This window comes from Paraburkholderia ginsengiterrae (genome assembly GCF_001645125.1).
In the GTDB taxonomy this organism is placed as follows: Bacteria; Pseudomonadota; Gammaproteobacteria; order Burkholderiales; family Burkholderiaceae; genus Paraburkholderia; species Paraburkholderia ginsengiterrae.
Map to the genome: position 1 here is coordinate 24,480 of NZ_LXKA01000351.1, position 13,225 is coordinate 37,704.

At 64.1% G+C, this 13,225-nt stretch carries 15 protein-coding genes and 1 pseudogene; 11 read left to right on the top strand and 5 right to left on the bottom strand.

Annotation, left to right across the window (positions count from 1 at the left end; translation table 11 throughout):
* Positions 1 to 95 precede the first annotated feature (95 nt).
* Positions 96 to 1,001 (bottom strand): LysR family transcriptional regulator, encoded by a 906-nt coding sequence (locus A6V37_RS31630; protein ID WP_064264829.1) that lies wholly within the window; start codon positions 999 to 1,001, stop codon positions 96 to 98.
* 152 nt (positions 1,002 to 1,153) lie between these two features.
* On the opposite strand from A6V37_RS31630, the gene A6V37_RS31635 reads away from it, so the two are divergent.
* The 9 genes from A6V37_RS31635 (at position 1,154) to A6V37_RS31680 (ending at position 7,747) form a co-directional block, all read left to right on the top strand.
* The gene (locus tag A6V37_RS31635) at positions 1,154 to 1,489 is read left to right on the top strand and encodes an ArsR/SmtB family transcription factor (protein ID WP_064264830.1); all 336 of its coding nucleotides are present in this window, start codon (positions 1,154 to 1,156) and stop codon (positions 1,487 to 1,489) included.
* A complete protein-coding gene (locus tag A6V37_RS31640; protein WP_064264831.1) occupies positions 1,486 to 1,938 on the top strand; it encodes an SRPBCC family protein in 453 nt (150 codons plus the stop codon). Before A6V37_RS31635 ends, A6V37_RS31640 begins: the two co-directional genes overlap by 4 nt.
* Positions 1,939 to 2,019: 81 nt before the next feature.
* Positions 2,020 to 2,658, top strand: coding sequence for a glutathione S-transferase family protein (locus A6V37_RS31645; protein WP_064264832.1), 639 nt, complete (start codon positions 2,020 to 2,022; stop codon positions 2,656 to 2,658).
* 54 nt (positions 2,659 to 2,712) lie between these two features.
* Positions 2,713 to 2,949 (top strand): hypothetical protein, encoded by a 237-nt coding sequence (locus tag A6V37_RS31650; RefSeq protein ID WP_064264833.1) that lies wholly within the window; start codon positions 2,713 to 2,715, stop codon positions 2,947 to 2,949.
* Between the two features lie 141 nt (positions 2,950 to 3,090).
* The gene (locus A6V37_RS31655; RefSeq protein WP_064265029.1) at positions 3,091 to 4,035 is read left to right on the top strand and encodes a metallophosphoesterase family protein; all 945 of its coding nucleotides are present in this window, start codon (positions 3,091 to 3,093) and stop codon (positions 4,033 to 4,035) included.
* A gap of 33 nt (positions 4,036 to 4,068) precedes the next feature.
* Positions 4,069 to 4,413, top strand: coding sequence for a cupredoxin domain-containing protein (locus A6V37_RS31660; protein ID WP_064264834.1), 345 nt, complete (start codon positions 4,069 to 4,071; stop codon positions 4,411 to 4,413).
* Positions 4,414 to 4,838: 425 nt separating this feature from the next.
* Positions 4,839 to 5,597, top strand: coding sequence for a hypothetical protein (locus A6V37_RS31670; protein ID WP_064265030.1), 759 nt, complete (start codon positions 4,839 to 4,841; stop codon positions 5,595 to 5,597).
* Positions 5,551 to 6,720 (top strand): GGDEF domain-containing protein, encoded by a 1,170-nt coding sequence (locus A6V37_RS31675; RefSeq protein ID WP_082904886.1) that lies wholly within the window; start codon positions 5,551 to 5,553, stop codon positions 6,718 to 6,720. The genes A6V37_RS31670 and A6V37_RS31675 overlap by 47 nt, the downstream gene beginning before the upstream one ends.
* A 196-nt stretch (positions 6,721 to 6,916) precedes the next feature.
* The gene (locus A6V37_RS31680) at positions 6,917 to 7,747 is read left to right on the top strand and encodes a phytochelatin synthase family protein (protein WP_064265032.1); all 831 of its coding nucleotides are present in this window, start codon (positions 6,917 to 6,919) and stop codon (positions 7,745 to 7,747) included.
* 10 nt (positions 7,748 to 7,757) lie between these two features.
* Here A6V37_RS31680 and A6V37_RS31685 read toward each other — a convergent pair whose 3' ends face one another.
* The 3 genes from A6V37_RS31685 to A6V37_RS31695 all read right to left on the bottom strand — a co-directional run bounded on the left by A6V37_RS31685 (position 7,758) and on the right by A6V37_RS31695 (position 10,268).
* The gene (locus A6V37_RS31685) at positions 7,758 to 8,405 is read right to left on the bottom strand and encodes a glutathione S-transferase family protein (RefSeq protein ID WP_064286708.1); all 648 of its coding nucleotides are present in this window, start codon (positions 8,403 to 8,405) and stop codon (positions 7,758 to 7,760) included.
* Positions 8,406 to 8,583: 178 nt separating this feature from the next.
* Positions 8,584 to 10,056, bottom strand: a complete 1,473-nt coding sequence (locus A6V37_RS31690) for a sodium:solute symporter family protein (RefSeq protein ID WP_064286709.1) — start codon at positions 10,054 to 10,056, stop codon at positions 8,584 to 8,586.
* A complete protein-coding gene (locus tag A6V37_RS31695; RefSeq protein ID WP_064286710.1) occupies positions 10,053 to 10,268 on the bottom strand; it encodes a DUF3311 domain-containing protein in 216 nt (71 codons plus the stop codon). Before A6V37_RS31695 ends, A6V37_RS31690 begins: the two co-directional genes overlap by 4 nt.
* Positions 10,269 to 10,634: 366 nt before the next feature.
* Here A6V37_RS31695 and A6V37_RS31700 point away from each other — a divergent pair, with 366 nt between their 5' ends.
* Positions 10,635 to 11,312: a MarC family protein gene (locus tag A6V37_RS31700; protein WP_064264839.1), complete on the top strand. Its 678-nt coding sequence runs from the start codon at positions 10,635 to 10,637 to the stop codon at positions 11,310 to 11,312.
* A 61-nt stretch (positions 11,313 to 11,373) separates the two neighbouring features.
* Positions 11,374 to 12,207: a class II glutamine amidotransferase gene (locus A6V37_RS31705; RefSeq protein ID WP_064264840.1), complete on the top strand. Its 834-nt coding sequence runs from the start codon at positions 11,374 to 11,376 to the stop codon at positions 12,205 to 12,207.
* 16 nt (positions 12,208 to 12,223) lie between these two features.
* On the opposite strand, the pseudogene A6V37_RS31710 reads toward A6V37_RS31705, so the two are convergent.
* A pseudogene (locus tag A6V37_RS31710) lies at positions 12,224 to 13,225 on the bottom strand (cobaltochelatase CobT-related protein); the annotation flags it as partial.

Consider the following 13,225-nt stretch of genomic DNA (forward strand, 5'->3'; position numbering starts at 1 on the left):
GGTTCGTTGAGGTTGTGAGAGGCCGCGGCGCCGCCATTGGCGGGCGTCGCGGCCAAAGTTTCATGCGCGCGATGCTGACGATCCGTACTTCCGCACTACCCGCTGAAATCCGGATCGCCTTGCACCAGCTCATGCACCCATTCGCTGAACACCCTCACGCACATGCTCAACCGGCGATGCGGATAAAGGATGGAAAGCGGCATGGCCGGACACACGCAGCCGCGCAGAATTTCACGCAGTGCGCCCGTTTCGATCGCCTTTGCCGCCATGAAGCGCGGCACCTGGATGATGCCCAGTCCTTCCACCGCAGCCGCGACATACGCCTGGCCTTCATTGACGGCGAGGCTGCCGGCGAATGCCTTTCGGGTTGGAACACCGTTCAGGCTCAACTCGAGCGGATAGATCTTCCCCGTGCGCGCCGAAAAATAATTCACTATGCGATGCCGGTCGAGTTCGTCGGGTGTGGCGGGCTCGCCCATCTCGTCGAGGTAAGCCGGCGCGGCACAAATGATTGTGCGCACACTGCCGAGCGATCTTGCCACCAGATTCGAATCGTCGAGCACGCCGATACGGATCACGCAATCCACGCCTTCCTGCACCAGATCGACGTTACGGTCGCCCAGCCCCAGTCTCACCGTGATGTCGGGATAGCGGGTGTTGAACTCGCGCATCATGGGAATCAGCACGTTCGCGGCGAACGTGGCGGAGGTATCCACGCGAATCGTGCCGCGCGGGTTCTGACGCTTGCTCGATAACGCGGACTCGGCGTCGGCGACGTCGGCAAGAATGCGCGCGCAGTACTCGTAGTAGAGCGCTCCGTCGTCGGTGACCTGGACGCGGCGCGTCGTGCGATGGAGCAGGCGCACGCCCAGATGCGTCTCCAGATTCTGCACGAGTGTCGACACCGAGGCGCGCGGCATCTCCAGCGAGTCGGCGGCCTTCGAGAAACTCGACGCATCCACGACGCGCTTGAACACTGCCATGCCTTGAAGCATGTCCATACGGTGTTGTCCTCTCGATTGATGACCGTCGCAAGCTCGTTGAAATGATAGCGGCGGTGCGCCCGCGGTGGGCAGGCCGGAGCAGCCTACGAGTTCACGTACTTGCCCACATCGGCCTTGACTCCCGATCATCAGCGCCTATAGTTCACCATATGGCAAAGTCTCCAGTCAGTCAACTCGATCGTACGTTTTCCGCGCTGGTGGATCCCACCCGGCGGGCCATCCTCGCGCGTCTCGAGCGCGAGCCCGGCCTGTCGGTCATGGAAATCGCGCGTCCGTTGCCGCTCAAGCTGCCCGCCGTCATGAAGCACCTCGACGTGCTGAGCGACGCGGGGCTGGTGTCGCGCACGAAGACGGGCCGAACCGTCTCGGTCGAGCTGGTGGCCGGCCCGATGGAGGAGGCGATGGCGTGGTTGAGACGCTACGAGCGCTTCTGGTCCGCGAGCCTCGACCGGCTCGCCGATTTTGTGGAGGGGAATGAGGAATGAACAACGAAAAGCCCAGCCTGACCATCGTGCGGCGCATCAAGGCGCCGCCCGCCCGAGTCTACGCGGCGTGGACGCGGCCCGAACTGATGGCGCGCTGGTGGGGCCCCGACGGCGGGCCGGTGTTGAGCACCGAAGCCGACCCGCGTGTGGGTGGCCGTTTTCGCGTGGTGTTCCAGACGCTCGACGGCGAAACGCACGATTGCAGCGGCGAGTATCAGGAAGTGGAACTGGACCGCAAGCTGGTCTTTACCTGGCAGTGGGTCACGTTGCCGGAGCGGCAATCTCTCGTGAGCATCAGGTTTCGGCCGATCGAAGAGGGCACCGAGCTGACTTTCACGCATTCGCAGTTCTTCGACGAGGCCGCGCGCGACGGTCATCGGGTCGGCTGGACCGGCTCCTTCGAGAAGCTCGAGGCACTGCTTGCCGAGCTTGAAAGCGCGCAGACATGAGACCCATGCGGGTCGCAGAACACCACTGAGCATCACTGAGCACCCCTGAGCATCACCGACTCAACTCCACCGAGGTCGACTATGAAACTCTATTATGCTGAGACGCTTGCCCCCAGAAAAACCTGCGCAGTCGCAGAGTATTTAGATATGCCAATCGACTACGTGTTCGTCGATCTGCGCAAAGGCGAACAGAGCACGCCGGCCTATCTGGCGCTCAATCCGAACGGCAAAGTGCCGACGCTCGTGGATGGCGACAAGAGCATCTGGGAAGCAGACGCGATCATCTGCTATCTGGCTCAGCGTGCGGAATCCGCCCTCTGGCCGCGCACGGCACAGCAGCAGATCGAAGTTTTCCGCTGGTTCAGCTGGAATAACCAGCATTTCTACCGGTACGGCGGCGCGCTTTATTTCGAACATCTGGTCAAGCCGTGGGTCGGACTCGGCGGGCCGGATCCGGCCAAGGTCGCCGAAGCGCAAGGGTTTTTCCGCAAGCATGCCGGCGTGCTCAACCAGCATCTGAAGGGCCGCAAGTGGCTGCTCGGCGACGATCTGTCGGTTGCGGACTTTGCGGTCGGCGTCGCCCTGCCGTACGCGAAGAGCGCGGCAATGCCGCTGGAGGAGTTTCCGGAGGTGCAGCGCTGGCACGATCAGTTGAACGCGTTCGACGCCTGGCGCAATCCGTTCCCCGCGCGCCAGGACCAGGTCGCGGTGAACGCCTGAACGCGTTCCTGAACGCGTTCCTGAGCACGCCCGAAGGCACCTGAAGGAGCGATCATGTGCTGCGCAATCGTTGCCCTCACGATGACCCTGCTGGCCAGCTGGCGCAGCGTGTCCGGGTCGCTTGCCGGGCGCGCGGGGTGGCTGCGCCGGATCGCGATCGCGGTGATCGCGATTGGCGCGGCCGCGGGGTCGGCCATGGCGGCCGATCAGTTCGCCGCCGCGGGTGGCGGACAGCCGTCGTTTGTCACTCGCCTGAGCAGCCTGCCAGTCTGCGGACACTTCATCCGCTAGGGAGCCGCCTCCCGCCGGAACAAAAAAGTTAATCCGATCGGGAATAAAGCCGCCGCTTCCCCGGTCATGCCTCACGAACCGACTCGCAAGGGCCGCTGGATGGTCCACGGCCCGCCTGCGAATCGTCATCGTGAGGTCAACATGTCGTCAGATCAATCATTCGACGCGTCGCGGCGGCGCGCGCTGAAGTGTCTCGCATTCGGTGGCGTCGGCACCGTTTTCACGCTCGCGGGCGGCATTCTGACGCCGGTGGAACTGGCACTTGCCGCCGACCCGACTTCAGCCGCAGGCAAGGCGGGCGTGCCGCTCTTCCTGCAGATCAGCGACTCGCACATCGGCTTCAACAAGGAAGCCAATCCGGACGTGGCGGGCACGCTGAAGCAGACGATCGACTACGTCAACGCGATGCCCGTCAAGCCGGCGCTGACCATCCACACCGGCGACATCACGCATCTGTCCAAGCCCGCAGAATTCGATCTCGCGGCCCAGTTGATGTCCGGCCTGAACATCACCGAGCTGCACACCGTGCCAGGCGAGCACGACGTGACGGACGGCCCCGGCACCGAATACTTCAGCCGCTTCGGCAAGGCGTCGGACAACAAGGGCTATTACAGCTTCGATCATCAGGGCGTGCACTTCGTCGCCCTTGTCAACGTCATGCATTTCAAGCCGAACGGTCTGGGCGGGCTCGGCGACGACCAACTCGCGTGGCTCGAAAACGACCTGAAAGGCCGCTCGTCGAGCACGCCGATCGTCGTGTTCGCGCATATGCCGATGTGGACGATCTACGAGCCGTGGGGCTGGGGCACCGGCGATGCCGGACAGGCGATGAGCTATCTGCAGCGCTTCGGTTCGGTGACGGTGCTCAACGGCCACATTCATCAGATCGTATCGAAAGTGGAAGGGAACATTACGTTCCATACCGCGCGCTCGACCGCCTATCCACAGCCGACCGCGGGCGACGGCCCCGGCCCCGGACCGCTGAAGGTGGCAAGCGACCAGCTCCCCAAAATGCTCGGCGTCACGAGCATCAAGATCGCGCGCCATCCGCTGAAGGCGACGCTCGACGATATGACGCTGGTTTGAGATTCAGCCCTTTTTAATCGCAGGAGATCAGTCATGCAGATAAAAAATAGCCGCCGCGTGCTGCTGGCCGTGGCCGCAAGCGCGGTACTCGCCGCGACGCTGGCAGGCGTGACACCGGCCAGCGCGCAGACCCCGAACGCCGTCGTCATCAAGAACTTCATGTTCACGCCGATGGAACTCACGGTCAAAGCCGGCTCAACAGTTACCTGGAAGAATCTCGACGGCGAACCGCATACGGTCGTCAACGACGCGGGCCTGTTCCGCTCATCGGCGCTCGACCAGGACGACACATTCCAGTTCAAATTCGACAAGCCGGGTGTCTACAAGGTGTTTTGCGGCATCCATCCAAACATGAAGGAGACCATTACGGTGCAGTGAGCGGTACTTCGGACACGGACGCAGGGGCGGGCATGCCGGCGTGTGGCGCAACCGCGTAAGCGGTTCGTGGCTGCCAATGTTCGATCTGGATTCGGGCAGGCGTGGTTGTTGCGTCACCGACGGTTGAGCGCGGCATGCTTGCCGCGCGAGGCCCGTGCAGTGTACGTCAGCGCGCGGCGAGGCTTCACGGCGTGGTGCGCGGCTACACGCGGCTTGGCACGTTTTACCTGTGTCTTCCATGCAAAACGCCAGGCAAAACCACGCCGGCCGGACTCGCCAAACACACGTTTAAAGCGCAGCATGACGGTGTTGTGACCGTGCGACGAGCGGGCTGGATACGTCGCATGGCTTTGCACCGGCCGGCAAACTCGTTTGAAATAAGGTCTGGCCACCGGTCAGAGGCGGGGATTCCGGAGAGTATGACGATGTTCGACGATACCGGTTTGCCAAATTCAGCACGCGATGCGATGGCCGGCGGCAGCGCGACGGATGGCGTCGCCCCGGCCGCCGGGCCGCCGCCCCGGTTCGGACGCCTCGCCCTGTGCGTGGCCGCGATGAGCGCCCTGGCGATTGGCGTCATGGGCACGGTGGCGTACGGCGTGTGGTTCAACCACGATCAGCAGGCGTATGCCGCAGCGATAGTCGGTGCGCGGCAAGCGCTCGGAACCAGCGCATCGGCGACGGCCGGGAAGGTCGCTGTGGCTTATCCCGCCAGTGCGGCGGTGGCTCCTGCTGCGGCGACGACCGTGCTAGCGAAGTCCCAGCCGCCGGCGGTGCGTGGCATAACATCGGGCACAACGCCGGGTGCAACGCCGTCGGTAACTCAGGTGCCGGTGATGGATCCGGAACCGGGTGGGCCGCTCGCGTCCTATTCGGGCCAGGTCGTGGGGCGTTCGGCGCAGCCGGCCCAAGTTGTCGTGACGGCGAACGCTGCGCCCGCCGCATCCGCGTCGTCCAGCGCGAGCGCCCGACCGGCCGCGAGCAGCGGCAATCCGCCGGCGCAACAAGTGGCGTCGGTTCGGCCGGGCAAGGAGGGGCGTGCCACGCCTCAGGAACACCGCGCGAACGCGCGGCATAAAGACTCGTCTCTGTTCGCCCGCGTCGGACAGTTTCTGCGGCGTGTGAGTTATCGGCAGCATGGCAACCCAAACCCAAGCCGGCAAGACAACTACTCGCATCCCTGAGCGGCCCGATGCGGCGCCGGCGGGTTCGCGGCGCGCATCCAGGGTCCGCTTCTGGCCCACACCAGCGGTCCTCGCCGGTGCGTCGCTGCTGTGCCTGCTGATCGGCCTGTTCTATCTCGCTTTCGAGATCAGAGCGATTTTCTCCGACCAGTTGAAACAGGAATATGCCGGGCTCGTGCTCGAATCGGCCGCGCACGCGGAAAGTGCCCGCGTGGCGGCGGGTGTCTGGGAATACCGGCCCGGTGACAGCCACGTCCAGCTGGAAGGCGAACGGCGCGCGCGCGAGGAGCTCGCCAATCGCCTGACCGCGCTTGCGGCGCTCGTCAACGGCAGTCCTTCCGCCGCGCCGCGCCTGCCGGTGCCGGCGTTGCGGCCCGACGCCGAGTTGGCGGAGACCGACGCATTGCTCGCCTCGGTCGCGGCGTATTGGCGTGCGCAGCGCGATGCGGACGGCGCCGACGTGCGGGTGCGCGTGACCCACGTCGCGAACATGCTGATCGCACTGGCCGCGCTGCTGTTCAGTTTGCTGCTCACCGCGCTGGGCCTGTACGCAAAGCGCAATCTTCAGTTGGCGGGCGAGTCGCATGAATTCGAATATGCGTCGTTGCACGACGCGATGACCACGCTGCCGAACCGGCGCAAGCTTTTCGCCACCCTCGAAGAGGTGGGCGCGCAGATGCAAGCCAGCTCGTCGCCCGGCAAGATGGCCGTGCTCTATGTGGACCTGGACGGCTTCAAGCAGGTCAACGATTCGCTCGGGCATCGCGTCGGCGACGAATTCCTGATCGCGGTGTCGCGGCGGTTTCGTGATTCGGTGCGCAAGGTCGATGTCGTCGCGCGGATCGGCGGCGACGAGTTCGCGGTGCTGATTCGCGAATTTTCAACGGATATGGAACTGGCCGTGATTGCCCGGCGGCTTATCGCCTGCGTGGTCGAGACCGACAGGCAGATGGGGATCGGACTGGTTCGCGCGAGCGTCGGCATCGCCAGCTTTCCTGATCTCGTGGACGATTACCAGCGCCTCGTCGCCGCGGCGGACGAAGCGATGTACCGCGTGAAGCGCGGCGGCAAGAACGGTTACGCGTTCGTGGCCCGCCCCGATCGAGCGGCAGAGTCCGGGTGATTGCTGCTCCACGCTCAACGTCCGCGCCCGATGCAGCCGCTGATTGATGATGCCGGGTCACAACCCGGCGGACATGGATCTCCACGCGCACGCTGAAGCGGGTTTCGTGATACAAGATCGAGGCTTGCCGGTGTGCGCCAATGCCTGCGCCGGCATCGTGGCCGTCATTCCGATTCCACTCGCAGCGGAAAGATCCATGTTCAGATATTCGTTGACGCGCGCCGTCGGGCGCTTGTGCCGGGCCGAGGAATGGGTTGGCGTCGTTCTCGCCACCGCGCTGGCCGCCTGCGCGCCGGTGCCGCCTGCGGTCAATCAAGCCGCCGTTCAACCCGCGAATCAGGCCAGTGCGCCGGCCGCCGTCCGCCCGGCCGACGGCCCGCTTCCGGTTCCACCCAACCTCGTGGCGCTGGCCCAGCCGGCCGGTCAGAAACGATTGACGGCGTCCGCCGCCAGCCAGTCGTACTGGCCGCTGTCGCAGTACTTCGAAACGCAGCGCAACGAAGCCTATTGTTCGGTCGCGAGCTCGGTCATGGCGCTCAACGCATTAGGCATTCGCCGGCCGGAGTCGAGCCAGTATGCGGACTTCCCGTTTTTTTCGCAGGAAGACTTTTTTCACGGGATCGATCCGCAGGTCGCCAACGCGGCGCAGGTATCGAAAGAGGGCATGACGCTCGATCAGCTCAGCGCGGCGTTGAGCACCTTTCCGGTCGAGGTCAGGAAATATCATGGAGCGGACCTGTCGCTCGACCAGTTCCGCGATCTGGTCCGCACGACCACGCAGCATAACGACCGCTTCGTGCTGTTGAATTTCAGGCGCGTGGAGATCGGCGAGACGGGCGGCGGGCATTGGTCGCCGCTGGCCGCTTACGACGCGGCCAGCGACAGCGCGTTGCTGCTGGACGTAGCGCGCTACAAATACCCGGCAGTGTGGGTGCCGGTTACGCAGCTATACGCGGCCGCGCTGGCGGTGGATAGCGTGAGCGGACTTTCACGCGGCATCGTGGTGATCGGCAAGCGTCCGAATTGACGCGCGTGTTTCACTCGTTCTCGTTGCGCCATTCGGTCAGTCCTTCCCGCACGTTCAATTCGATGAACGAAGGCATTGCACGCAGGCTGCGGATATAACGCGCAAGATTCGGCCAGCCGAGCGCGGGGCGCGGCATGTTGCGGGTCCAGCGCATCAACATGACGGCGAGGAAATCCGCCGTGCTGAGCTTGCCGCCGATCAGATACTCATGGGTGGCGCCGAGATGGGCGTCGAGCCGGTCCCAGGCTTCTTCAAGGCGGCGGCGGGCGAGCGCGCGAACGGCTTGCGCGCCTTCGGCATCGCCGTCGACGTCCGCATAAAACCAGTCGCGCATGGCCGGCAAAACCGTGTTGGCGAGATAGACCATCATTTCGAACCACGCGGCGCGCTCGGGCGTTCCCGGCTGCGGCGCGAGACCGGCGTCGGCATGCCGCTCGGCCAGCAGCATCAGCAACGCGGCCGACTCGTGGCGCGGCGTGCCGTCGACCACCAGCGTAGGAACCCGGCCCGATGGATTGAGCTGCCGGTACGCCGGGTCGTGCTGCTGACCCGCATCGATATCGACGAGCCGCGCCTCGAAGGCGACGCCCATTTCGATCAGCATCCAGTGCACGGCCATGCTTGCCGCGCCGGGGGAATAGTAGAGAACGTAAGACATTGATGCGCTCCGCGTGTCGCTTGATTGTCAGGGTTCGATCCGGCGCCTAGTCTACCGTCGTTCCCCGCGCAGCGAACGCGCCCGGGCATAAAAGAAAAGGGGCGGTCGCCGAAGCGACAGCCCCTTCATTTACCGCTGCGCGGAACGTCCAGATGCGCCTATTACGTCATGCAGCGCCTTAGTGAACCGATGCCTGCGTCTGCTCGGCCGGCCGCGGCTGCGTCACCGCGCTAACCACCGCGAACACAATGATATTCACCGCCAGCGCGAGGAAGCCGATATTCACGTCCTTGAGCGCATCGGGCAGGAACGGCATCAACTGACCGACGCTAAGGTGCATGGTGGTCGTGACCGTCACCACCGCCACACCGGCCAGAATCCCGCAGAACGCCCCCTGGCGCGTCGCGCGATTATGCGGACGCAAACTGCAGATCACTGCGGGAAACAGCTGGGTCACAAAGCTGTAACCCATCAGCAGCAGCGCGACGATGGTCTCGCCGCCATGCAGCGTGAAACCGACCGCCACCAGCGCGACCACCGGCACCAGAAAGCGGGCGAGTTTCGCCACGGTGGCGTCCGACGCGTTGCGGTTCACCATGCCGCGATACACGTCGTTGGCGAGCAGCGTCGAGGCGGAAGTGAGGATCATCGAGCCCGGTACCAGCGCGGTCAGAATGCCGGCCGCGCCGATTACGCCGACGAACCACGGATCGAAGGTCTGCAACGACAGACGGAACAGTGACAGGTCGATGTCGCCGCCTTTCAGACCCGGCACCTTCAGCGTCGCCGCGAAGCCCACGAAGAACACGAACAGCAGAATCAACTGGTAGAGCGGCAGCACCATCGCATTGCGGCGGAAAATGCGCGCGTCCTTGGCCGTGTAAATCGAACCGAACGTGTGCGGCCACATGAAGAAGCCGAGCGCGGTCAGCAGCACTGTCGACTGGAACCAGATCACGCTCGAGCCCTTGGCCGGGAAGGTCAGGAAGCCGGGGCGGGCGGCGTCGACTGCGCGGAACATGTTGCCGAGGCCGCCGTAGTAGTGCAACGGCAGGTAGATGCCGAGGAACAGCACGATCGCCAGAATCAGCGTGTCCTTCACGACCGAATTCCATGCGGAGCCGCGCACGCCGGAGATGGTCACGTACGACGTCACGACAATGGCGCCGATCCAGATGGCCGCGGTGGATGAAATCACGCCATATGAGGCCGTCGCGACGATGATGCCCAGCCCCTTCAGCTGCAGCACGAGGTAGGGAATCAGCGCGGCCACGCCGACCAGCGCGACGAGCGTGCCGAGTGCCGGACTGTCGTATTTGCGCGAGAAGAAGTGCGGTTGCGAAACGAGGTGCTGATTCTTGGCGTAGCGCCAGATCGGCGGCAGCATCCAGTACGAGAGGATGTAGGCGAGCGTGCCGTACGCAAGAATGTAGTAGACCGGCGCGCCCTTGCCGTAAGCAAAGCCGCTGCCGCCGAGGAAGGTGAAGGTCGTGTAGATTTCACCCGCCATCAGCAGGAACACGAAGGCCGTGCCGAAGCTGCGGCCGCCCACCGTCCATTGTTCGAGACTCATGTCGTGACCGCGCCGCGCGCGCACGCCGAGGCGCAGCGCGAACAGCGTGATCGCCGTAATGATGATGAGTGCGCTCATGGGCGTGCCTCCTCGCCGTCGGCGGCGAGCTGACGGTTGGACGGATCGAGGCGGTAGATGATGCCCATGATGATCGCGCTGAGCACGACCCACATGACGATCCAGGCCAGCACGAACGGCATGCCGAGCATCAGCGGCTCGACACGGTTCACAAACGGGACACCGAACAGAATGCCGATGAACGGCAGCGCGGCGAGTACACGAAGCAACATGGGGGCAACTCCTCGAAGCGGTAAGTACGTCTCGTTGAAAGTGCAGCTTCGCTGATGACTTTATGCCTGATGCTTTGGTCACGTAAAGTCAGTCAATAAAATGTAGGCTTTCTGAAAGTTGCGGACGCATCCTTTTCTTGCCGGTTGCTGCGCTGCAAGGCGGCACGTTTATCGTGGCGCGCCGATGGGTGCCCGCAGTCGTCTGGCTTTTTTACCGTATTGCCTGGCGCGCCGCGATATGATTCTGCCCAGGCAGCGCGAGCATCTTCTGGATCGTCTGAGCGAATCCAGTTTCATCAACATGACGCGGCGTTCGAGTTGCGCGAATCGTCGCGTACCCGGGCCGCCGTTCGACACGGATCGCATATGGTCGAAAGTCTGATCTCGGACATTCTGTTTGGATTTACCGGGCTGATCAGCATCATCAACCCGATCGGCATTGCTTTCGTCTTCCTTGACCGGACTGCCTCGTTGACCACGGAGGAGCGCACCGCGCTCGCCCGCAAAATCGCCATCAACGTGGTGTGCGTGCTGCTGGTGGCGTTTTTCATCGGCACGCCGATTCTGCATTTCTTTGGCATCTCCATGCAGGCGCTGCGCATTGGCGGCGGGCTCGCCGTGGCGGTGGGCGGCTGGCAGATGCTCAACGCGCCCGACACGCAACCGGCTGAACAGCCGGCGGTCAAGCGCTTCGATGCGGACAATGCCATGTCCAAGGCATTCTTTCCACTGACCATTCCGCTGACCACCGGGCCAGGCTCGATCGCCACCGCCATTGCGCTGACGGCGAACCGCACGCATAAGCTCTCGGAGTTTGTGCTGTCGAGCGTTGCCTCCGTGGTCATTTCAATCACGGTGGCCATCACGGTCTATCTGATCTACAGCCGGGCGGTCATCTTTGCCCGTTACCTCGGCGTGGAAGGCACCAAGGTCGCCATGCGTGTATCTTCCTTCTTGCTGCTGTGCATTGGCGTGCAGATCATGCTGACCGGCTTCTCCGAATTCCTGATCCCGATCGCCACCATGCAGCCGGTAGCCAAATAGGTCCGCACCGGGCGGCACAACGCGCCGGGGCGGTCACACTGACCCGACAGGAGCGCATCTCATGTGCCGCTGGCTTGCTTATACAGGTAACCCGCTTCACCTCGAAACGGTGCTGTTCAACGCCAAACACTCCCTGATCGACCAGAGCCTGCATTCACGGCTGGGCCAGACCACCACCAACGGCGATGGTTTTGGCATTGGCTGGTACGGCCACCCGACCGACATTCCGTTTCGCTACCGCTGCATCCAGCCGGCCTGGAGCGACCGCAATCTGCGCGAAGCCGCGCGGGCGATCCGTTCGCCGCTGTTTGTCGCGCATATCCGCGCGGCCACGGGCACGCCCTCCCAGGAAACCAACTGCCATCCATTCCGCTACGGCCGGTGGCTGTTCATGCATAACGGCCTGATACGCAACTTTCCCGCCTTGCGCCGAGATCTGATGATGGCGATCGAGCCGGACCTGTTTTCATCCATTGAAGGGTCGACCGATTCCGAAGTGCTGTTTTTCCTCGCGCTGACTTTTGGTCTGGAGCTGGCGCCCGTCACCGCGCTGAAAAGAATGGTCGCTTTTGTCGAGGAAACGGGCCGTCTTCACGACGTGGAGCAGCCGTTGAACATGACGGTGTGTGCGACCGACGGCGAGCAGATCGTCGCGGTGCGCTATTCGAGCGAAGGCCAGTCGCGCTCGCTCTTTCACAGCACCTCGTTTCATCATCTGCATGAGTTGTATCCGGACGATCCGCGCATTGCAGCGGTCGGCGAAGACGCGTTTCTCGTGCTGTCCGAGCCGCTTGCGGACCTGCCGGGCTGGTGGGAAGAGATTCCCGAAAGCACGGTGGTGGTGGCACGTGGCGGCGAGATCGAGCAGTTTCCATTCGCGCCCGAAGCGGCGTGAGCGCGATGCGCGGCGGCTAGCGCGTCAGCAGCATCGAACTCAACACGGAAAACACCGTTGACGGCAATTCGGCGAGGCGGCTGACCACGACGTTGTGCGGATAAAAGTCCTCCACCGCGTCGGTCAGCACGCCGATGCCCACCAGTTCGATGCCGCGCTTGCCGATGGCGGCGACCCGCTCGCGCAGATCGTGGCGCAACACCTGCGGGTCGCCATCGCCAGTGGACGGATAGCCGTCGGAAAACACCATCAGGATGCGCCGTTCGGCGCGATGCTCGGCGAGCCGCGTGGCGGCCCACGCCAGCGCTTCGCCGTCCGGATTCTCATGGCCGCAATCGATCGCGGCGATGCCGCTGAGATCCGCCGTGCCAAAGCGTTTGTAGACTTTCAGATCGAGCCGTTCGACGAAGCGGTTGTAGCGCCGCAAATCCGCGCCGGCGGCGAGTTGCCGTTCATAAAGCTGCCGCATCGGCGCGGATTCGACCGAGCAGTAGCCGAGCACTTCGCAATCGAAAGACAATTGCGTGAGCGCGTCGCACAACGCGGTCGCACACAGGCGCGCGAGTTCGATCTTGCGCCCGGCCATGGAGCCGCTGCGGTCGATCAGCAGCGTCACGGCCACGTCCCGCCCTTTGGTGGCCCGCTGCGTGCGAAACGGCGTGCGGTAGCCGGGCGAGGTCGCGAGCCTGGCGAGCGCGGTGCGGTCGATCTCGCCGCGCTCCTGCTCGCGACGCCAGCGGGTGCGTTCGTCGGCGCTCAGCGCGCGTTCGAGTTTGTCCTTCAGCGGCGCGGTGTCCGCGCGAGCTTGCGCGCGCAGTTCGCGCCACGCCGCGCTGTCGCCCTGGCCGGTGAGGTCGGTGATGTCGTCGCACTCGCTGTCGACCGGACTCGACCACCCCGCCCGCGACGCCCCCCCGCTGGCGTCCCCCGCGTCGCCCTCGGTGCGGGCACACGGCCCGCCATCATTGGCCTACCACTGCCCCCTCCCTATATCGTTTCTCGCCCCGCCGCCCCCTGC